The organism is Pseudomonas sp. Pseusp49, from assembly GCF_059491875.1.
This window is the reverse complement of the sequence record NZ_CP168514.1, coordinates 184225-203010: the sequence shown is the minus strand read 5'-3', so window position 1 is coordinate 203010 and position 18786 is coordinate 184225. Positions and strand designations below refer to the sequence as shown.

The following is an 18786-nucleotide window of genomic DNA, read 5'->3' as shown; positions in this document are numbered from 1 at the left end:
CTGCGATTTGATGGTCGCCGGACCACCTCCAGACCAAGTCACTCTCCACCCCCGCCTTAACTCCCCCACCCGATACGCCCGACGAATGATGGCAATTTGACGCCATCGTTTTGCGCTGTAAACTGCCAGCCACTTCCGTTTTCTTTGCATAAAAGGAATTTGCAATGCCAACCCTGGGCGAAATCCGCGTCAACACTACGACTGGCAAAAACTCCGAGCCCTCCCTCACGGCTCTGAAGGACGGTGGTTACATCGTGGCGTGGAGCGATCAGGGAACAAGCTTTACCGATTACATCTATACCCAGCGCTATAACGCCAGCGGCGTGAAGGTCGGCGGGCCAGCCCTGGTCAACAAAGTGACCAACAGCGCACAGGAAGATCCCACCATCATCGCATTGGCCAACGGTGGCTACGTGGTCGCCTGGAAGTCGGATACCTTCGACGACATGGCCGACATCGCCGCCCAGGTCTACAACGCCAATGGCGTCAAGGTTGGAAGCGAGTTCATCGTCAACACAACCAGAATCGGCACGCAGGACAGCCCGGAGATCACCTCGCTGAAGGACGGCGGTTTCGTGGTGACCTGGGCTTCGTTCGGCCAGGACGGCAGCGGTTGGGGCGGTTACTTGCAGCGCTATGACGCCAGCGGGGCGAAGGTCGGGGTGGAGACTCGCGTCGCTACCACCACTCTGTCCGACCAGGATGGCCCTACTGTCACCGACCTTGCCGATGGCGGCATCATGGTGGTTTGGGAGGGCAACGGAAAAGACGATGCATACGGCATCTTCGGCCAACGATTCAAGGCCGACGGCAGCAAGTCGGGCGCAGAGGTCCGCATCAGCACCAGGGTTGCCGACGAGCAGACAGACCCTGTCGTGAAGGTCCTGAGTAACGGTAACTACGTCGTCACCTGGCAATCGGCCCCCGATGATGGCGATGGCAACGACGAAACCGATGCACCGGGCGATATCTACGCGCAGCTTTTCAATGCCGCTGGCGTAAAAGTGGGCGTGGAAACCCGGGTGAACACCACCACCGCAGGCAATCAGGAAGAGCCTAATGTCACCGCCATGACGGATGGCGGTTATCTGGTGACCTGGGCAGGCCAGGGCACCGGTGATGTCAATGGCATCTTCTGCCAGCGCTTCAATGGCAGCGGCGTCAAGGTGGGCACAGAAACCCGCATCAACACCACGACAACCGACAATCAATTGTTCTCCCAGGTGACTGCATTGGCCGATGGCGGCTACGTGGTTGCCTGGGAGTCCTCGAAGGCGAGCGGGCAAGTTGACGTTTACAGCCAGCGCTTTGACGCGAACGGCAACAAGGTTTCCAGCCTGTCAGGCGATGCCCTGGCCAACACCCTGACCTGGACCGGTGCCGGCAGCGTGATCATCGACAGCGGCGCGGGCAATGACACGCTTACAGGTGGCCGCGCCAACGACCATCTGAACGGCGGTGCAGGCAATGACTCGCTCGATGGCGGCGCCGGGGCCGACCGCCTGATCGGCGGCGATGGCTCGGACCGCTACTACGTCGACAATGCCGGCGACATCGTCAGCGAAGCCAATGCCACGGCCAGCACCGGCGGCACCGATAGCGTCTACAGCTTCCTCGGCGCCTACACCTTGGGCGACAACGTCGAGAACCTGCGCCTGCTGGCGACCGGCAATGCCAACGGCACCGGCAACAGCCTCAACAACATCATCGATGCCGGGGCCGGCAACAACATCCTCAATGGCGGCGCCGGTATCGATACCGCGTCCTATGCCTATGCCACGGCGGCGGTAACGGCCAGCCTGAGCCTGACCACCGCGCAAGCCACCGGTGGCTCCGGCACAGACACCCTGTTGAACTTCGAAAACCTCACGGGCAGCGCCTATCACGACACCCTGACCGGTAATGCGCTTGCCAACACCCTCACGGGTGGTGCCGGCAACGACATTCTCAATGGCGTTGCCGGTGCCGACCGCATGGTCGGTGGCGATGGCTCGGACCGCTACTACGTCGACAATGCCGGCGATATCGTCAGCGAGACCAACGCCACGGCCAGCACCGGCGGCACCGATAGCGTCTACAGCTTCCTCGGCGCCTACACCCTGGGCGACAACGTCGAGAACCTGCGCCTGCTGGCGACCGGCAATGCCAATGGCACCGGTAACAGCCTCAACAACGTCATCGACGCCGGGGCCGGCAATAACATCCTCAATGGTGGCGCCGGTATCGACACTTTGTCCTATGCCTACGCCACGGCGGCGGTGACGGTCAATCTGGGCCTGACCACCGCGCAAGCCACCGGCGGCTCTGGCTCCGACACCCTGTTGAACTTCGAAAACCTCACGGGCAGCGCCTATCACGACACCCTGACCGGCAATGCGCTCGCCAACACCCTCACCGGCGGTGCCGGCAACGACACGCTCACCGGTGGAGCCGGCAACGACCTGCTGATCGGCGGCACGGGCCTGGACAAGCTTTATGGCGGCGCCGGGGCCGACACATTCGACTTCAACGCCTTGAGTGAAATGGGCCTGGGCGCCGCCCTGCGCGATGTCATTGGTGATTTCAAGGCCAGCGAAGGCGACAAGATCGACCTGTCGACCCTGGACGCCAACCTGGCGACTGTGACCAACGATGCGTTCAGCTTCATCGGCTCCAACGCGTTCAGCAGCAATGCCACGGGGCAGCTACGGTTCGCCGACGGCATTCTCTACGGCAGCACCGACGCCGACACCGCCGCGGAGTTCGAAATTCAGTTGCTTGGGGTAAGCAACCTGCAAACTGCCGATCTGATTGCCTGATAGAGGGTGGTTGTGCCGGCATAACACCCGCACCCAATACCGAAACCCTGAGTCGCAGGATTCAGGGTTTTTTATGCCCGGGATTTGATGAGGCACCGCTCCAGATACCCTCGAAACGCCGGGCGAAGCATCAATTCCCCCTCCGCCCTATCGCCCTATCGCCATGCCAGCAAGCGCCTGTAACGCTTGCCGGGGTTGAGGCCCAGATGCGTCAGGTATTTATGTTCGGCCATTCCTGGCAGTCTCTCGGGTCTGTCGGAACGCTCCGTATGCTGTAACGGAAACGGATGACATACGCTGACCCAGGAATCGGCCATGATCATCAATAACATCCGGGCACTGCACTGTCGCGATGTCATCAGAGACAACAGACGGGTCTTGGTTCGTATTTTCGGACTTTCAAAATTTTCTACCCCCATCGTTGTTTCAGAGGACCCGTTAGTGCTGCAGGGCTGATTCCTTATGTGATCAGGCTGTTGAACGACCCGTCATGTGATGACCGGCCAATAACCATAAAGAGAGAATGCAATGTCCTTGGATGTAATTGGCATGTTGGCGCTCGTCGCTTTTTGCGCTGGCTTTTTTGATGCGATTGCTGGTGGGGGCGGTTTGATCACCCTGCCTGCATTGTTTCTGGCAGGTGTAGATCCGATCAGTGCAATTGCAACGAACAAGTTCCAGGCAGCTTCGGCCACTGTTTCGGCAACGGTGACCTTCGCTCGCAAAGGAATGATCGAGTGGCGCGAAGGCCGTTTCCTGGTTATTTGCGGATTTATTGGTGGCGCCAGTGGTGCCTTGCTGGTCAGCTCTATTGATAAACACTACCTGGAAGTTTGCGTGCCTATCATGCTGATTCTGGTAGCCATCTATTTTGCGTTTTCTCCAAAGCTGGCCAACGAAGATCGACGCAAGAGAATTGGTGTTCTGTTCTTTTCCTTTACCGTGGCGCCGATCCTGGGTTTTTACGACGGTATATTTGGCCCCGGCGTGGGCTCTTTCTTCATTGTCGGATTTGTACTGCTCTGCGGCCTGGGCATGATGCGGACCATGAGTTTTACCAAGCTTGCCAACGCCTCTTGCAATCTCGGCTCTCTGTCGGTCTTTATCACCAAAGGTGTGATTATCTGGCCGGTAGCCATAGCCATGGCTTTGGCGGCCTTCATCGGCGCTCAATTGGGTGCACGGGCCGCTGTTCGGGTCGGACCACGGCTGATCAAACCCATGTTGATCGTGGTCTGCTGCGCCTTGGCCATCAAGCTGCTGAGCGTAGAAACCAACCCTTTGCGCGTTGCTCTCCTCCAAGCGTACGCGGGCGTTAATAACGAAAAACCCTGAGTCGCAGGACTCAGGGCTTAGAGCCTCTCGCTAACTCGCATCATTCCAGTGAAAAACCAGGTTACGGGCTGCACCACTGCCAACATCGGCAACGTCCTGCCGGGTTTCGCCCTTGCGCGTCGCAATGACCGTGTATTTACCGGCAGGCAGCTTCACGTAAACCAGCGGACCGGCGTCATTGAGCATCAGCACGGTTTGCCCCGGGGCTTTCTGGATGACCACGCTCACGTCAGGAATGTATTCATTTCCCGTCCCGACAGAGAACGTCATGTGCAGGTTATAGCCGGTGGTCTGCTGGATGGCCCTGGACTCATCCTCGCCGATACCGCCGGACAGGTAGGCGATGCCGTTTTGCTCCTGGCGCTGCACCTGTACGCCAGTACTGTCGACTGGATCAAGGCTGGCGGCGGGTGATATCGATGGAAACATCAGCACGCCGACGGCGGTGAGTGGTAACAGGAGTGAATGGAGGTACTTCATGATGACGACTCCCGGGTTCTGCCGAACCCAATCGTTACACTCTTTGGATTTCCAGTCGCAGGGAGGTGTTTTAGATTGATTTGACCTGAGTACGAAACGTACTACGCCATTTGCTCCTCAGCCCTCGCCTGCCCTCCGACACGTCCTGCCAGTGAATCCGGTTTTCCCTGCCTGTTTTTCAGTCACTCCCGGCAGCTTCGAAGGGGGTTCACTGGTCATTCTCTTTCGCTTATCCAATCTGCGGCGGAAGACCTCATGACAGCCCTCACACCCAACGACACTCACGATCCCTATCTGGTTTCACTGCTTGGAAACCTTGGCAAATCGATCCATCAGGCACGTCAGAAGGTGCTTCGGGCGGTCGATACCGTTCAGGTGCAAACCTGTTGGCAGATCGGGCGACATATCGTCGAGCTCGAGCAGGAAGGCGCTCGGCGGGTAAGGTATGGCAAAGAGTTACTGTCGACCCTGGCAAACAGGCTTACTGCAGAATTCGGGAAAGGCTTTGACGAAACCAATCTGCGGAAAATGCGCCAGTTTTATCAGGCGTTTCCAATTCGCAACGCACTGCGTCACGAATTGAGCTGGACCCACTATCTGCACCTGCTTCGGGTCGACAACGACAGTGCCCGTCTCTGGTACATGAACGAATCAGCCACCCAAAAGTGGTCAAGCCGCGCCCTGGAACGCCAGATCAATACGCTGTACTACGAACGCCTGCTGGCGAGCCGCGATCGCGGCAGTGTCAAGCAGGAGGCCGCCACCAACATTCAAAACATGAAGGCCAGCCCTCGGGACTTCATCCGTGATCCGGTGGTCCTGGCGTTTCTGGGTTTGCCCAATGCCGGCAAACTTCAGGAAAGCGAGATCGAACAGGCGCTGATCGAACAACTGCAAGGCTTCTTGCGGGAGCTGGACAAGGGCTTCGCGTTCATAGCCCGCCAGCAACGCATCAGTACCGACAGCAAAGACTTCTACATCGACCTGGTGTTCTACAACTACTTGCTCAAGTGCTTCGTCATCTTCGATATCAAGCGCGGTGAACTGAGCCATCAGGATGTGGGGCAGATGGACATGTACGTGCGCATGTACGACGACCTGAAACGCGGCGTGGAAGACGGCCCCACTGTCGGCATCATTCTCCGGGCGCAAAAAGATGAATCCGTGGTGCGCTACTCAATGCAGGAAGGAAGCGAACAACTGCTCGCCAGCAAGTACAAGCTCGTCCTGCCGAGTGAAGAGGAGCTCCGTAACGAACTGGATCGGGAATGGGCGGCTCTTGAAAAACGCCTGCTCGATCAATCACTGCGTTGAGGCCAATGGATTGTTCATCAACGCCATCAAGACTATCGTTGGCAGCTACCCGCAAAGGTCCGACGCCGATGAATTTGCAGGACACGCCTTCACTCGCTCCAACTCAAATCGAGTTGCCATTGCAATGCGTCGCGTCCGGCGAACCATTCAAGGAAACCGCTGCAGACGGCTTTGTCCTCGGTGGCTTCACCTGGCGACACCCTTCTCACGATGCCGCTCGTCCGGTCGTGATCATCAATGCCGCCACCTCGGTTCGTTGTCGTCATTACTCGCGCTTCGCCGACTATCTGTCCGATCATGGCTTCGATGTCATCACCTATGACTACCGTGGCATCGGCGAGTCGCGGCCGGCATCGCTCAAAGGCCTGAAGGCTTCATGGACCGATTGGGGAGCGCTGGATTTCGAGGCGATGCTCAAGCGCGCACAGCGTGAGTTCCCCGGACAGCCTGTCGATGTGGTCGGCCACAGCTTTGGCGGCTGTGCAGCGGGCCTGGGGGCCTCCGGGCACCTGATCCGGCGTCTGGTGACGGTCGGAGCGCAATTCGCCTACTGGCGCGACTATGCGCCCGCCCATCGCTGGCGGATGTTTGCCAAGTGGCATGTGCTGATGCCACTGGTGACGATGATCTACGGTTACTTCCCGGGCAAACGCCTCGGATGGCTCGAGGACACACCCGCCGGCGTGGTCCGTGACTGGAGCCTGTCCACTGCCCGTTACGAGAAACGCTCCAGCGGCCGCGCGATCAGCACAACAAGCGGGCAACTGCCCTTTGCCGATGTCACCGCACAAACCCTGGCCATCAGCATCAGCGACGATCCCTACGGCACGGTCCCGGCCATCGAACGCCTGCTCGGCTACTTCACCGGCAGCACAAACTCCCACCTGCGTATCCATCCCGAAGACATCGGCGAAGAAGAAGTCGGACATTTCGCCTTTTTTCGCAGCCCATACCAAGCCACACTATGGCCCATTGCATTGGCCTGGCTGCAAAACGGCGAACTGGCCCCCGATACCCCCGGGCGGCGAGTGCCGCGCAGCTAAGTCAGTTGCCCTTTCAACGAATACGGAACGACACCCATGGCCTCCGCCAACAAGCAGCACAAACGCGCCTCCCGCGCCAAGGCCAAGGCCAAGCAGAACCGCACCCAGCGGGCCGCCGCGCCGGTCGAACTGGACCCGAACGACGATCGCATCGACTTCGAGTCGGTGGATCTGACCGAACTGTTCAAGAAAATGATCGACGCCGAAAAGATCAGCCAGCAAGCCATGTGCACGGCCTTCCTCGAAGACCCGTTGCTGGAACTGGTGTACGAGCAGGAAGGCGAAGAAGGCGCGATGGACTTCATCCTCGCCGCGCTGATCGAATATCGCCAATGGTCGGCCGAAACAGACGAAGCCGGCGCCCTGGCGTGGATCGAATCACCGGCCTTCCAGGCCGACTACGTGGCGGCGTCCGACGCCATTGCCGCGCAAACCCAACAGAAACCGAACTGAGTTCCCATGGCCTCCCTGAACAAGCAACAGAAACGCGCCAAGCGTGCAAAAGCCAAAGCCAAGCAGATCCGCATGGTCGGCAGAAAATCCATCGTGGATCAGGACCTGCCCGATTTCCCCGAGCCGATCCCGGAATACACCCTGGCGATGTTCAGCAAAATGCGCGACGCCGAAGCCGTCAGCCGCAGCGAAATGCTCTCGGTCCTGCTGACGAATCTCGCCTTTATCATCGTCGACCACCCAGAACTGCTGGACATGGAAAACGCCGACGACGAAGGCATGGCCGCCACCCACCTGGCCGCCGACATGCTGATCGACTACCGTATGTGGGCCGACGGCATGGACCGCGACGCCGCCCAGGCATGGCTGAGCGAGCCGCAGTTCATTACTGACTTCGGCACCGCGTTGGACGCCTACCGCGAGTCGCAGGAAACGCCGGAAGAAAAAGCCGAGTAAGAGTTACGGCGCAAACACAAACGGCCGCTTGTCATCACAGACAGCGGCCTTTTTTTGCTCCGAATTGGGCACTTTCCTTCCGTCAGGCACCACGTATATCCCATTGACATATCCAACACAAAACCTATCCTTTTGACTCAAAGCGCCAGCAACGGTGCAGGAGGTCCAAATGGAACAGACAACCCTTTTCATGAGCAATCGAAGCCAGGCCGTTCGCCTGCCAAAAGCCGTGGCCATGCCAAGCGACGTGAAACGGGTCGACGTCGTCGCCGTCGGCAGAAGCCGCATCATCACGCCCGCGGGTGAAACCTGGGACAGTTGGTTCGATGGCGAAAGCGTCACTGCAGACTTCATGACCGATCGCGAGCAACCTGCCGAGCAGGAGCGTGAGTCGTTCTGATGATCAAGTACATGCTCGATACCAACATCTGCATCTTCACCATCAAGAACAAACCACAGGCGGTACGGGAGGCGTTCAACCGTCATCACGGCCAACTGTGCATCAGTGCGATAACGCTGATGGAACTGATCTACGGAGCGGAAAAGTCAGCAGCACCCGAAAAAAACCTGGCGGTCATCGAGGGCTTTGCTGCCCGACTTGAAGTCCTGCCCTTCGACAACGAAGCAGCAGCGCACACCGGAATGATTCGATCCGAACTGGCAAAGACCGGCACCCCCATAGGCCCGTACGACCAAATGATTGCCGGGCACGCACGCTCACGCGGATTTATCGTGGTCACCAACAATCTGCGGGAGTTTGAGCGCGTTCCGGGGTTACGCGTGGAAGACTGGGTTCATGTCGAATGAACACAGAGCAATCGCCAGAAACAAAAACGGCCGCTTGTCATCACTGACAGCGGCCGTTTTGCGTTACGCGATATGGATCAGTTCAGCACTACCGCGCCACGCTTTTCCAGTTTGCGACGGCGAGCCACCAGCAAGCCGGCCGCTACCACCAGGGCGCTGAGCAAGCCGGTCGCGAGGATTTCCACGCGATGGGCATCCTGGAACAGCATGATGGTCAGGGCCGCAACGATGAAGACGATCACCGCGTAGGTCAGGCCCGGGAACAGCCACATGCTGAAGACGATTTTCTCACCACGGGCCATACGCTGCTTGCGCATGCGCAGTTGCGAAATCGCGATCACCAGGTACACCAGCAACGCGATGGCGCCGGAGCTGGCCAGCAGGAATTCGAACACGGCAGCCGGGGCCACGTAGTTGGCGAATGTTGCCAGGAACGCAGCGCCGGTGGACAACATCACCGCCCAGTAAGGCGTGCCACTTTTGTTGGTGCGCGTGGACATGGCCGGTGCATCACCGCGTTTGCCCAGGGAGAACAGCATCCGCGACGAGGTGTAGAGCGCCGAGTTCAGGCAGCTGGTCACAGCAACCAGTACCACGATGTCGACAATCATCTTGGCGTTCGGGATGCCCATGCGCTCAAGCACGGTCTGGTAGGAGCCCAGGCTTGCCAGTACCGGGTCGTTCCATGGCACCAGGGCCACAACGATGAAGATCGACACGAGGTAGAACAAGCCGATCCGCCAGATCACCGAGTTGGTGGCCTTGGAGATTTGCTTGCCAGGGTTTTTCGATTCCGCGGCCGCGATGGTCACGATCTCGGTGCCCATGAAGGAGAACATGGTGGTCAGGATCGCGCCCAGTACCGCGCCCATGCCGTTTGGCAGGAAGCCCTGGGTGTCGAACAAGTGCGATACGCCGCTGACCTGGCTGTTCGGCAGGAAGCCGAAGATCGCCGCTACGCCGAGAATGATGAAACCGATGATGGCCAACACTTTGATCAGGGCGAACCAGAACTCGAATTCACCGTAGTTCTTCACGCTGAACAGGTTGGTCACGGTCAACAGCATCGTGATGACCAGGGCGAAGGCCCAGATGTCCACGCCTGGGAACCAGGCATGCAGGATGGTCGCGGCAGCGTTGGCTTCCAACGGGATCACCAGAACCCAGAACCACCAGTACAACCAGCCGATGGTGAAGCCGGCCCAGTGACCGATCGCGCGGTCGGCGTAAGTCGAGAACGAACCGGTGTCCGGCGAGGCAACGGCCATTTCGCCGAGCATGCGCATCACCAACACCACCAACATGCCGGCGGCGGCGTAAGCCAACAGAACAGCCGGACCTGCAGCGGCGATGGCGTGACCCGAGCCGACGAACAAGCCGGCGCCGATAACCCCGGCAATCGACAGCATGGTCACATGACGCGGTTTGAGCCCCTGTTCGAGGCCGTTAGAGCTTTGGGTACTGCTCATTGAAACTACCTTTGTAAGGAAAAGCGAATGCGTGCATCCCGTTCAGCGATCCTTCTCGTAAAAAGAAGCCAACGGGGCGTTCTGGATTCTGCACGCAATAATTGCGCCAAAATGTTTCAAATCCCTCTAGCCCGGTGATCTCACTTCGACCGGACGGTCATCGCAACCCATTGAATTTAATGGCACTTTGCCAGAACGTTACTCTGCGACCCACTTTGCGGGGCAAATTCGCGCACCGGAAACACTCCTGAAAATGGCCCGGCGCACATTAAAAGTGCACAACCGCTGCATTTGGCCGGATAGCGCTTCCAACACCCCGTCAAAGCTGGCAACATCGCGCCTTTTTTTGCGACAGCCACCGCGCTTTTTACCCACAGGCAAGGTTCAAACAGCTGTTCGGTTGTTGATGGGGCGACAGTCTGCTGCGCCGATGCGACAACCTGCCACACGCCAGCCGTTTACCGTCCGTAGCGCTGTTGGCTGCCATTGAAACGCTATGCTAGGTTGGCCGCCTCGCCAGGAAGGCCACCAACAGCAGGAGCGCAACATATATGAGGAACGCACATGGCTGAGGCCACGCCCGCGCTTGAAATCCGCAACTTGCACAAACGCTACGGTTCGCTGGAGGTGCTCAAAGGCATCTCGCTGACCGCCCGCGACGGCGATGTGATCTCGATCCTGGGTTCCTCCGGCTCCGGCAAGTCCACGTTCCTGCGCTGCATCAACCTGCTGGAAAACCCGCACCAGGGCCAGATCCTGGTCGCCGGCGAAGAACTCAAGCTCAAGGCTGCGAAGAACGGCGAACTGGTGGCCGCCGACGGCAAGCAGATCAATCGCCTGCGCAGCGAAATCGGTTTTGTGTTTCAAAACTTTAATCTGTGGCCGCACATGAGCGTGCTCGACAACATCATCGAAGCCCCGCGCCGCGTGCTCGGCCAGAGCAAGGCCGAAGCCATCGAAGTCGCCGAAGCCCTGCTGGCCAAGGTCGGCATCGCCGACAAGCGCCACGCCTACCCGGCGCAATTGTCCGGCGGCCAGCAACAACGCGCGGCCATCGCCCGCACCCTGGCCATGCAGCCCAAGGTCATCCTGTTCGACGAGCCCACCTCCGCGCTTGACCCGGAAATGGTCCAGGAAGTACTTAATGTCATCCGCGCGCTGGCCGAAGAAGGCCGCACCATGCTGCTCGTGACCCACGAAATGGGCTTCGCCCGTCAGGTGTCCAGCGAAGTGGTGTTCCTCCACCAGGGCCTGGTAGAAGAGCAAGGATCGCCACAGCAGGTGTTTGAAAACCCGCTTTCGGCGCGCTGCAAACAATTCATGTCCAGCAACCGCTAACGGAGCTACCCACATGCAGAACTACAAAAAGGTCTTCCTGGCTGCCGCCGTCACCCTGGCGTTCAGCGCCGGTGCCATGGCCGAGACCCTGAAGATGGGCATCGAAGCGGCCTACCCGCCGTTCAACAACAAAGATGCCAGTGGCAATGTCGTCGGCTTCGACAAAGAGATCGGCGACGCCCTGTGCGCCAAGATGAAAGTCGAGTGCACCGTCGTGACCTCCGACTGGGACGGCATCATCCCGGCCCTGAACGCCAAGAAGTTCGACTTCCTGATCTCCTCGATGTCGATCACCGACGAGCGCAAGCAAGCGGTGGACTTCACCGACCCGTACTACTCCAACAAGCTGCAGTTCATCGCCAAGAAAGACGTCGACTTCAAGACCGACAAGGCCTCGGTCAAAGGCAAGATCATCGGCGCCCAGCGCGCGACCCTGGCCGGCACCTTCCTGGAAGACAACTATGGTGACGACATCACCATCAAGCTCTACGACACCCAGGAAAACGCCTACCTCGACCTGACTTCCGGCCGTCTGGACGGCATCCTGGCCGACAAGTACGTCAACTACGAGTGGCTGAAAAGCGACGCTGGCCGTGCCTACGAGTTCAAGGGCGACCCGGTGGAAGAAAGCGACAAGATCGGTATTGCCGTGCGTAAAAACGATCCGATCCGCGCGAAGCTGAACACCGCGCTGAAAGAAATCGTCGCTGACGGCACCTACAAGAAAATCAACGACAAGTACTTCCCGTTCAGCATCTATTGATTCTGACCTGCCTGACCGGCGCCTGATGGCGCCGGTTCTCGGCCTTGCCTGCCGCGATTTGAAAAGAAATCCATGATTATCGACCTCTACGGATTCGGCCCGGCGCTCGCCGCTGGCGCGCTGATGACTGTGAAACTGGCACTCTCGGCCCTGTGCCTGGGGCTGGTGCTCGGTCTGCTCGGCGCCTTGGCCAAGACTTCCCCGTACAAGCCGCTGCAATGGCTTGGCGGTACTTATTCGACCCTGGTTCGCGGCATCCCGGAATTGCTCTGGGTGCTGTTGATCTACTTCGGCACGGTCAACCTGATGCGTGCCCTGGGCGAGTTCTTCGGCAACCCCGACCTAGAACTCAATGCCTTCGCCGCTGGCGTGATTGCGCTGGGCCTGTGCTTCGGCGCCTACGCCACGGAAGTGTTTCGCGGCGCGATCATCGCCATCCCCAAAGGCCATCGTGAAGCCGGCGTGGCCCTGGGCCTGTCGAAATGGCGCATCTTCACCAAACTGATCATGCCGCAGATGTGGCGCATCGCCCTGCCCGGCCTGGGCAACCTGTTCATGATCCTGATGAAAGACACTGCGCTGGTGTCGGTGATCGGCCTGGAAGAAATCATGCGTCACGCGCAAATCGGCGTGACCGTATCCAAACAGCCGTTCACCTTCTATATGGTCGCCGCCTTCATGTACCTGGGCCTGACGGTGCTGGCGATGACCGGCATGCACTTCCTGGAAAAACGCGCCGCCCGCGGCTTCGCGAGGAGCACCCAATGAACTGGGAAGTCATCATCAAGTGGCTGCCGAAACTGGCCCAGGGCGCGACCCTGACCCTGGAACTGGTGGCCATCGCCGTCATCGCCGGTTTGCTGCTGGCCATTCCGCTGGGCATCGCCCGCTCGTCGCGCCTGTGGTGGGTGCGGGCCTTTCCCTACGGCTACATCTTCTTTTTCCGGGGCACGCCGCTGCTGGTTCAACTGTTCCTGGTCTATTACGGCCTGGCGCAGTTCGACGTGATCCGTAACAGTTCGATGTGGCCCTATCTGCGCGATCCCTTCTGGTGCGCCACGGCGACCATGACCCTGCACACGGCGGCCTACATTGCGGAAATCCTGCGCGGCGCCATTCAGGCGATTCCACCGGGCGAGATCGAAGCGGCACGGGCTCTGGGCATGTCCAGGCCAAAAGCGCTGTTCTTCATCATGCTGCCGCGCGCGGCACGCATCGGCCTGCCCGCCTACAGCAACGAAGTGATCCTGATGCTCAAGGCCAGCGCCCTGGCCAGCACCGTGACCTTGCTGGAACTGACCGGCATGGCCCGCACCATCATTGCCCGGACCTACCTGCCGGTGGAGATCTTCTTCGCCGCGGGCATGTTCTACCTGGTGATGGCTTACGTGCTGGTGCGCGGCTTCAAGCTGCTGGAGCGCTGGTTGCGCGTCGATGCCTGCCAAGGGCGTTGATACAGACGTGTTGACGGGCGAGGCCCTGCTCGCCCGCTTCACCGCGCTGGATGCGTTTCTGACAGAGCACCAGGCACTGTGGAAACCTCGGCCGTTTACTCATCTGCAGCTTCCCTGGGAAGCGTCCTACCCAGCGTTGGCCGCATGGCTACGCGAACGGTCACTGGAAGACGCGGAAAACGCCCACAATCAACCTGCCCTCCTGAATGCGCCGGAACCCTTTGCTTCCTTGGCATCGATGTCCGTTGCATTGAGTGCTGTGGATGAATTGCCTGCACACGCACTCGAAGCGGCCGGCCATCGACTGAACGTCGATGTTCCGGGGCGTAAATGGCAGCAGATCGAAGCCTTCGCCAGTCGATTGCAGTTCTGCGAAACACCGAAGCATTGGCTGGACTGGTGCTCGGGCAAGGGACACTTGGGGCGCCGTCTGCTGCAACCGGGGCAACAACTGACTTGCCTGGAATACGACCCGGCACTGGTAACCAGCGGCCAGACACTCAGCCAGCGTCATCACCTGCATGCGCTGCATATTCAACAGGATGTGCTCGCGGCAGACGCCGCTACTTTCCTGAGTGCGCACCACACGCCCGTCGCGCTTCACGCCTGCGGTGATTTGCATGTGCGGCTGATTCAACTCGCCAGCGCGACTGGCTGCAAACAACTCGCCATTGCGCCGTGCTGCTACAACCGGATCAGTCTTGCCCATTACTCGCCGATTTCCTCGGCCGCCCAAGGCTCCGGCCTGCAGCTTTCCCTCGACGACCTCGCGTTGCCCATGAGCGAAACCGTCACCGCTGGCGCCCGCGTGCGCCGTCAACGCGACACCTCCATGGCCCGGCGCCTGGGTTTCGACTTGCTGCAACGGCAACTGCGCGGCATTGACGAGTACCTGCCAACCCCTTCGCTGCCCAGCGCCTGGCTGGACAAGCCCTTCGCCGATTACTGCCATCACCTGGCCGCACTCAAAGAGTTATCCACAGTCGGCCCGCAAGATTGGCCAGCGCTTGAAGTTGCCGGTTGGCAGCGTCTGGCCGAGGTGCGCAACCTTGAGCTGCTACGCGGACTTTTCCGGCGTCCGCTGGAGCTTTGGCTGGTTCTCGACCGGGCACTTTTCCTCGCCGAACAGGGCTACAGGGTCCGCGTCGGTACCTTCTGCGAAACCCCGCTCACGCCGCGTAATTTCCTGCTCCTGGCCGAACGCGCTCAAACACCCCCAACCTGTGGATAACTCTGTTGATGAAATAATCGTGGATCCAATATCCACGCCTGTTTCAGGGTCGAAACCTTCTGTTCATATTTTGTACATCTGCATAAAAAATCGAAAAAACAGGTATTTGCGGACAAATGAGAACAGATCCACAAATTTGGCCTAAACCCGGTGCGCTGCCAACGCCATTGTGCATAAGCATTTAATCAAAACGACATAAACGCCTAATCCCGGACCGCAGACAGGGGAAATTGCACCCTTTCCCTTCTCTTGATATACACACACGCAAGGCAGCCCGTAGCGCGGCCACGAACAAGAAAATTCTTTCGACAGGATGCGCCCGTGACGTTCATTTCTTACGCACAGAATTTCGAAGACATACGCCTGTGGCGCGCCCTCAAAACCGTCGAGAACGGCTTCTACATCGACGTCGGGGCAAACGATCCCACCCATGACTCGGTCACCAAGGCGTTCTACGACAACGGCTGGACCGGTATCAACGTCGAACCGATGCCCAACTACCACGAAGCCTTGTGCCAGCAACGCCCCAAGGACACCAACCTGCAATGCGTGGCCGGCGAAAGCGCCGACAGCCTGACCTTCTACGGCATCGCCGACACCGGCCTCTCGACCGCCGACCCGGCCATGGCGCAGATGCACAAAGACGCCGGCATGGACGTGCGCAGCCAAACCGTCCAATCGCGCACCCTGACATCCATCTGCGAAGAACACGCCCAGGGCCGCGCTATCCACTTCCTGAAAATCGATGTCGAAGGCCACGAAGAGACCGTCCTGCGCGGCATGGACTTCACCCAGTGGCGGCCGTGGGTCATCCTCATCGAAACCCCGTGGGAGCGCGACCAGACCTGGGAAACCCTCGTCACCGACGCTGGCTATCAGTCCATCCTGTTCGACGGCATCAACACCTACTACCTCGCCGATGAACACCTGAACCTCAAACCCGCCTTCGACATCCCGCCGTGCAACCTGGACGAGTTCCAGTTCTGCAAAGGCCACAACTTCAGCCACCCCGTCAGCGACACCGAAAACCAGCTCGCCGCCGCCCTGCACCGCGCCGAACAGGCCGAAGCACAGCTGCGCGCAATGCAAAACAGTCGAACCTGGAAAGCCATTCAGAAACTCAAGAAAACCCTGCTGCGCGCCTGACCCGAAGCCCGCGTAAAAATAGTCAGAATTCAGGGGTTTACAGAACCTATCCAATCGCTATAATCGTCGCCCTGACACGCCGGTATAGCTCAGATGGTAGAGCAACTGACTTGTAATCAGTAGGTCCCGGGTTCGATTCCTGGTGCCGGCACCATACAAAACAAAGCCCCTGCAGAAATGCAGGGGCTTTGTTGTTTCCGGGGATCACTAAAAGCGCTTTTAGTGGCCCGCGCTCTGACCACCGTCCACGTGCAGGATTTCGCCAGTAACAAACTTGGCGCCGTCCAAATACACGACCGCTTGCGCAATATCATCGACCTCGCCCATGTGCCCGACCGGGTGCAGATTGCCCAGTGCTTCATGAGTTTCTGCGCCGTGCATCGGGGTCTTGATGATGCCCGGGCTGACCGCGTTCACCCGAATCCCGCGCTTGGCGTACTCGATGGCCAGGGATTTGGTGGCCGCGTTGAGGCCGCCCTTGGTCAGCGAAGCCAATACCGATGGCACGCCGTCGATGGCGTGGTCCACCAGGCTGGTGGTGATGTTGACGACGTGGCCGCTGCCCTGCTTTTCCATTTCGGCGATGGCGAGCTGGGTGATGTAGAAGAAGCCATTGACGTTCACCGACAGCACATTGGCATAGTCTTCTGCGGTGTACGCGGTGAACGGCTTGGCGATGAAGATCCCGGCGTTGTTGACCAGGGTATCGATGCGACCGAAACGGGACATCGCTTCACGGATGACGCGCCGGGCGGTTTCCGGCTCGCCGATGTCGCCGGCCACGGTGAGAATGTCCGGATCGGTGGACGGTTTGATCGAACGCGAAGTGGCGACGATCCTATAACCGAGTTCACGAAAGGCTTTGACCATACCGTCGCCGAGACCTTGGGATGCGCCGGTGATTACGATGACTTTTTTCGAAATGCTCATGATGAAGACCTCTAATTAAAAGTGGGTAGAAAATCTGTAATCAGGCGTCGGCATGTGCCTTGGCCATTTCTCTCAACATCTGTTCGTAGTACTCGACCGATTGCGAACCGGACACCAGGTGGCGACCGTTCAGCACCATGGCCGGGACCGAATTGATGCCGCGCTGCTGGTAGTACACTTCAAGCTCCCGCACCTCAGCGGCGAACGCACCGGACGCCAGCACCTCTTGTGCAACTGCCCCGTCCAGCCCCGCTTCAGTCGCCAGACTCACCAGCGCCTGGTGATCACTCGGGTTCTGGCCCTCACTGAAATAGCCCCGCAGCAGCACCTTCTTCAGCTCGACTTGCCGGCCTTCCTGCAACGCCCACAGCAACAAGCGGTGTGCATCGAAGGTGTTGTAGAAGTGCGTGCGCTTCTCCAGATCGAATTTGAAGCCGATGGCCTCGCCGCGAGCGATCTGCATGGCCTTGCCGGCAGCGACGTCTTCAGCAGTGCGCCCGTATTTGCGCATCAAGTGCTCGACCGCTGGCTCACCTTCGGCCGGCATGTTCGGGTTCAATTCGAACGGCTTGTAGGTCAGCTCGACCGAGACTTCCCCGGCCACGTTCTCGATCGCCTGCTCCAGCGCCGTCGCCCCCAGCGCGCACCAGGGGCACACCACATCGGAGATGAAATCGATGGTGACGGAGGACGTCATGACTGCCCCTCCGCCTCAGCCAGTTGCTTGCGGTACTGGGTGGTGGTGATACCGGCGTAACCCCAGTTATCGGTGTCGACTTCCTCGATCACGATGTGGGTCAGGTCAGGGCGCTTGTTGAGGACGCGTTCCAGTGTTTCAGTGATTTCGGCGATCACCTGAGCTTTCTGCTCAGTGGTAACGCCATCGCGGGTGATGCGTACGGTTACGAAAGGCATGAGGGCAACTCCAGTGACCTTCCCGTCGAGATGATGGGAGAGGCGTTGGAGGTGAATGTATGGGGTTGGCGGGAGGGGATAAAGGTGGGGGCGGGAACTTCATTCGTTACGTGGTGTAATGAATTAAAGAGAGGACGTGCAAAGTACTCGCGCCCATCGAGAGACTTGGCAACTTTCTCAATTTCGGCGATGTGTCGAGAAGAGAGTTTGGCTTCTTAGCTAAATCGCTTGAAGGTCAAGTAAGGCCTCTGGATGCTGACTCGCCACACGCAGAAGCGTTTGTGCGGCTCCCGTCGGTTGCCGTCGCCCTTGCTCCCAGTCCTGTAGCGTACGCAAACTGACTCCAATCAGCTTGGCGAATGCACTTTGAGACACACCTACTTTGGCCCGTGCTTCAGCTGCCGCAGATAGCGGCACCTCTGTCACGCGAGCGGCTTTGCCTGCTTTCATTTGACGCACAGAGTCCAGCAAGTCCTGCTGGAATTGCTCCAGTTCATTGGCCATTGCTGATTTCCTCCTTCAGCTGTTTAAGGAAGGCTGCGGGCAAATTATCGAACTTCGCCTTGGTATAGGCGATTAACAACCAGATTGAGCCTTCAGAAAGCGTGTTGTAGTAAATGACACGAGTACCGCCTCGTTTGCCCATCCCGCTACGGGACCAACGAACCTTGCGCAGACCACCGCTACCAGGAACCACATCGCCGGCCAACGGATTAGCCGCCAGCCAGGTAATGAATTCATGACGTTCGCCATCGTCCCAGATGGACTCAGCATAACGCTTGAAAATTTCGGTTTCGACAATCGTGAACATGGGCCGAACTATACGGCATTGCCGTATACACGAGCAATCGGTT

The 18786-nt window shown here is 59.0% G+C and carries 20 protein-coding genes, 1 tRNA gene and 2 pseudogenes; 16 read left to right on the top strand and 7 right to left on the bottom strand.

What is annotated here, in order from left to right; all coding sequences use genetic code 11:
* Window positions 1-164 precede the first annotated feature (164 nt).
* The 3 genes and pseudogenes from ACEN83_RS00815 to ACEN83_RS00805 all read left to right on the top strand — a co-directional run.
* A pseudogene (locus tag ACEN83_RS00815) lies at window positions 165-1517 on the top strand (calcium-binding protein); the annotation flags it as partial.
* A gap of 336 nt (window positions 1518-1853) precedes the next feature.
* Window positions 1854-2798: pseudogene (locus ACEN83_RS00810) on the top strand (calcium-binding protein); the annotation flags it as partial.
* 528 nt (window positions 2799-3326) lie between these two features.
* On the top strand, window positions 3327-4133 hold the full coding sequence (locus tag ACEN83_RS00805; RefSeq protein WP_495579253.1) for a TSUP family transporter: 807 nt from the start codon (window positions 3327-3329) through the stop codon (window positions 4131-4133).
* A gap of 30 nt (window positions 4134-4163) precedes the next feature.
* Here the strand turns inward: ACEN83_RS00805 and ACEN83_RS00800 are convergent, their stop codons facing one another.
* Window positions 4164-4613: a carboxypeptidase regulatory-like domain-containing protein gene (locus ACEN83_RS00800; protein WP_495579252.1), complete on the bottom strand. Its 450-nt coding sequence runs from the start codon at window positions 4611-4613 to the stop codon at window positions 4164-4166.
* Window positions 4614-4868: 255 nt separating this feature from the next.
* On the opposite strand from ACEN83_RS00800, the gene ACEN83_RS00795 reads away from it, so the two are divergent.
* From ACEN83_RS00795 to vapC, 6 genes are all read left to right on the top strand, one after another.
* A complete protein-coding gene (locus ACEN83_RS00795) occupies window positions 4869-5927 on the top strand; it encodes a PDDEXK nuclease domain-containing protein (RefSeq protein ID WP_495579251.1) in 1059 nt (352 codons plus the stop codon).
* 68 nt (window positions 5928-5995) lie between these two features.
* Window positions 5996-6970: an alpha/beta hydrolase family protein gene (locus tag ACEN83_RS00790; RefSeq protein ID WP_495579250.1), complete on the top strand. Its 975-nt coding sequence runs from the start codon at window positions 5996-5998 to the stop codon at window positions 6968-6970.
* A gap of 36 nt (window positions 6971-7006) precedes the next feature.
* Complete coding sequence (locus ACEN83_RS00785) at window positions 7007-7423, top strand: hypothetical protein (RefSeq protein WP_007972780.1); 417 nt, start codon at window positions 7007-7009, stop codon at window positions 7421-7423.
* 6 nt (window positions 7424-7429) lie between these two features.
* Window positions 7430-7879 (top strand): hypothetical protein, encoded by a 450-nt coding sequence (locus tag ACEN83_RS00780; protein WP_218485850.1) that lies wholly within the window; start codon window positions 7430-7432, stop codon window positions 7877-7879.
* 169 nt (window positions 7880-8048) lie between these two features.
* Window positions 8049-8279 carry a type II toxin-antitoxin system VapB family antitoxin gene (gene vapB, locus ACEN83_RS00775; RefSeq protein ID WP_116580835.1) on the top strand — a complete coding sequence of 77 codons (231 nt, stop codon included), beginning with the start codon at window positions 8049-8051 and terminating at the stop codon, window positions 8277-8279.
* Window positions 8279-8686: a type II toxin-antitoxin system tRNA(fMet)-specific endonuclease VapC gene (vapC, locus tag ACEN83_RS00770; protein WP_495579249.1), complete on the top strand. Its 408-nt coding sequence runs from the start codon at window positions 8279-8281 to the stop codon at window positions 8684-8686. The genes vapB and vapC overlap by 1 nt, the downstream gene beginning before the upstream one ends.
* A 77-nt stretch (window positions 8687-8763) precedes the next feature.
* On the opposite strand, the gene gabP is transcribed toward vapC, so the two are convergent.
* A complete protein-coding gene (gene gabP, locus ACEN83_RS00765) occupies window positions 8764-10155 on the bottom strand; it encodes a GABA permease (RefSeq protein ID WP_015093062.1) in 1392 nt (463 codons plus the stop codon).
* 564 nt (window positions 10156-10719) lie between these two features.
* On the opposite strand from gabP, the gene ACEN83_RS00760 reads away from it, so the two are divergent.
* The 7 genes from ACEN83_RS00760 to ACEN83_RS00730 all read left to right on the top strand — a co-directional run bounded on the left by ACEN83_RS00760 (window position 10720) and on the right by ACEN83_RS00730 (window position 16241).
* Window positions 10720-11493 carry an ABC transporter ATP-binding protein gene (locus ACEN83_RS00760; RefSeq protein ID WP_007972784.1) on the top strand — a complete coding sequence of 258 codons (774 nt, stop codon included), beginning with the start codon at window positions 10720-10722 and terminating at the stop codon, window positions 11491-11493.
* 13 nt (window positions 11494-11506) lie between these two features.
* Window positions 11507-12256 (top strand): ABC transporter substrate-binding protein, encoded by a 750-nt coding sequence (locus tag ACEN83_RS00755; RefSeq protein WP_007972785.1) that lies wholly within the window; start codon window positions 11507-11509, stop codon window positions 12254-12256.
* A gap of 72 nt (window positions 12257-12328) precedes the next feature.
* On the top strand, window positions 12329-13024 hold the full coding sequence (locus ACEN83_RS00750; protein ID WP_495579248.1) for an ABC transporter permease: 696 nt from the start codon (window positions 12329-12331) through the stop codon (window positions 13022-13024).
* The gene (locus ACEN83_RS00745) at window positions 13021-13710 is read left to right on the top strand and encodes an ABC transporter permease (protein ID WP_007972788.1); all 690 of its coding nucleotides are present in this window, start codon (window positions 13021-13023) and stop codon (window positions 13708-13710) included. Before ACEN83_RS00750 ends, ACEN83_RS00745 begins: the two co-directional genes overlap by 4 nt.
* On the top strand, window positions 13691-14941 hold the full coding sequence (locus tag ACEN83_RS00740; protein WP_495579247.1) for a methyltransferase: 1251 nt from the start codon (window positions 13691-13693) through the stop codon (window positions 14939-14941). Before ACEN83_RS00745 ends, ACEN83_RS00740 begins: the two co-directional genes overlap by 20 nt.
* A 321-nt stretch (window positions 14942-15262) precedes the next feature.
* Window positions 15263-16087, top strand: a complete 825-nt coding sequence (locus ACEN83_RS00735; protein WP_495579246.1) for an FkbM family methyltransferase — start codon at window positions 15263-15265, stop codon at window positions 16085-16087.
* A gap of 78 nt (window positions 16088-16165) precedes the next feature.
* Window positions 16166-16241, top strand: a tRNA-Thr gene (locus ACEN83_RS00730).
* Between the two features lie 65 nt (window positions 16242-16306).
* On the opposite strand, the gene ACEN83_RS00725 is transcribed toward ACEN83_RS00730, so the two are convergent.
* From ACEN83_RS00725 to ACEN83_RS00705, 5 genes are all read right to left on the bottom strand, one after another.
* On the bottom strand, window positions 16307-17017 hold the full coding sequence (locus tag ACEN83_RS00725) for an SDR family NAD(P)-dependent oxidoreductase (RefSeq protein WP_007972810.1): 711 nt from the start codon (window positions 17015-17017) through the stop codon (window positions 16307-16309).
* A gap of 40 nt (window positions 17018-17057) precedes the next feature.
* Complete coding sequence (locus ACEN83_RS00720) at window positions 17058-17714, bottom strand: DsbA family oxidoreductase (protein WP_495579245.1); 657 nt, start codon at window positions 17712-17714, stop codon at window positions 17058-17060.
* A complete protein-coding gene (locus ACEN83_RS00715; protein WP_008046542.1) occupies window positions 17711-17932 on the bottom strand; it encodes a tautomerase family protein in 222 nt (73 codons plus the stop codon). The genes ACEN83_RS00720 and ACEN83_RS00715 overlap by 4 nt, the downstream gene beginning before the upstream one ends.
* 219 nt (window positions 17933-18151) lie before the next feature.
* Complete coding sequence (locus tag ACEN83_RS00710; RefSeq protein ID WP_495579244.1) at window positions 18152-18436, bottom strand: helix-turn-helix domain-containing protein; 285 nt, start codon at window positions 18434-18436, stop codon at window positions 18152-18154.
* Entirely contained in the window at window positions 18426-18743 is a 318-nt protein-coding gene (locus ACEN83_RS00705; protein ID WP_015093053.1) for a hypothetical protein, read from the bottom strand. Before ACEN83_RS00705 ends, ACEN83_RS00710 begins: the two co-directional genes overlap by 11 nt.
* Window positions 18744-18786: the final 43 nt, after the last annotated feature.

Coding starts and splice junctions, on each gene's coding strand:
- ACEN83_RS00805 (WP_495579253.1), top strand. CDS start 3,327: ATGTCCTTGGATGTAATTGGCATGTTGGCGCTCGTCGCTTTTTGCGCT.
- ACEN83_RS00800 (WP_495579252.1), bottom strand. CDS start 4,613: ATGAAGTACCTCCATTCACTCCTGTTACCACTCACCGCCGTCGGCGTG.
- ACEN83_RS00795 (WP_495579251.1), top strand. CDS start 4,869: ATGACAGCCCTCACACCCAACGACACTCACGATCCCTATCTGGTTTCA.
- ACEN83_RS00790 (WP_495579250.1), top strand. CDS start 5,996: ATGAATTTGCAGGACACGCCTTCACTCGCTCCAACTCAAATCGAGTTG.
- ACEN83_RS00785 (WP_007972780.1), top strand. CDS start 7,007: ATGGCCTCCGCCAACAAGCAGCACAAACGCGCCTCCCGCGCCAAGGCC.
- ACEN83_RS00780 (WP_218485850.1), top strand. CDS start 7,430: ATGGCCTCCCTGAACAAGCAACAGAAACGCGCCAAGCGTGCAAAAGCC.
- vapB (WP_116580835.1), top strand. CDS start 8,049: ATGGAACAGACAACCCTTTTCATGAGCAATCGAAGCCAGGCCGTTCGC.
- vapC (WP_495579249.1), top strand. CDS start 8,279: ATGATCAAGTACATGCTCGATACCAACATCTGCATCTTCACCATCAAG.
- gabP (WP_015093062.1), bottom strand. CDS start 10,155: ATGAGCAGTACCCAAAGCTCTAACGGCCTCGAACAGGGGCTCAAACCG.
- ACEN83_RS00760 (WP_007972784.1), top strand. CDS start 10,720: ATGGCTGAGGCCACGCCCGCGCTTGAAATCCGCAACTTGCACAAACGC.
- ACEN83_RS00755 (WP_007972785.1), top strand. CDS start 11,507: ATGCAGAACTACAAAAAGGTCTTCCTGGCTGCCGCCGTCACCCTGGCG.
- ACEN83_RS00750 (WP_495579248.1), top strand. CDS start 12,329: ATGATTATCGACCTCTACGGATTCGGCCCGGCGCTCGCCGCTGGCGCG.
- ACEN83_RS00745 (WP_007972788.1), top strand. CDS start 13,021: ATGAACTGGGAAGTCATCATCAAGTGGCTGCCGAAACTGGCCCAGGGC.
- ACEN83_RS00740 (WP_495579247.1), top strand. CDS start 13,691: ATGCCTGCCAAGGGCGTTGATACAGACGTGTTGACGGGCGAGGCCCTG.
- ACEN83_RS00725 (WP_007972810.1), bottom strand. CDS start 17,017: ATGAGCATTTCGAAAAAAGTCATCGTAATCACCGGCGCATCCCAAGGT.
- ACEN83_RS00720 (WP_495579245.1), bottom strand. CDS start 17,714: ATGACGTCCTCCGTCACCATCGATTTCATCTCCGATGTGGTGTGCCCC.
- ACEN83_RS00715 (WP_008046542.1), bottom strand. CDS start 17,932: ATGCCTTTCGTAACCGTACGCATCACCCGCGATGGCGTTACCACTGAG.
- ACEN83_RS00710 (WP_495579244.1), bottom strand. CDS start 18,436: ATGGCCAATGAACTGGAGCAATTCCAGCAGGACTTGCTGGACTCTGTG.
- ACEN83_RS00705 (WP_015093053.1), bottom strand. CDS start 18,743: ATGTTCACGATTGTCGAAACCGAAATTTTCAAGCGTTATGCTGAGTCC.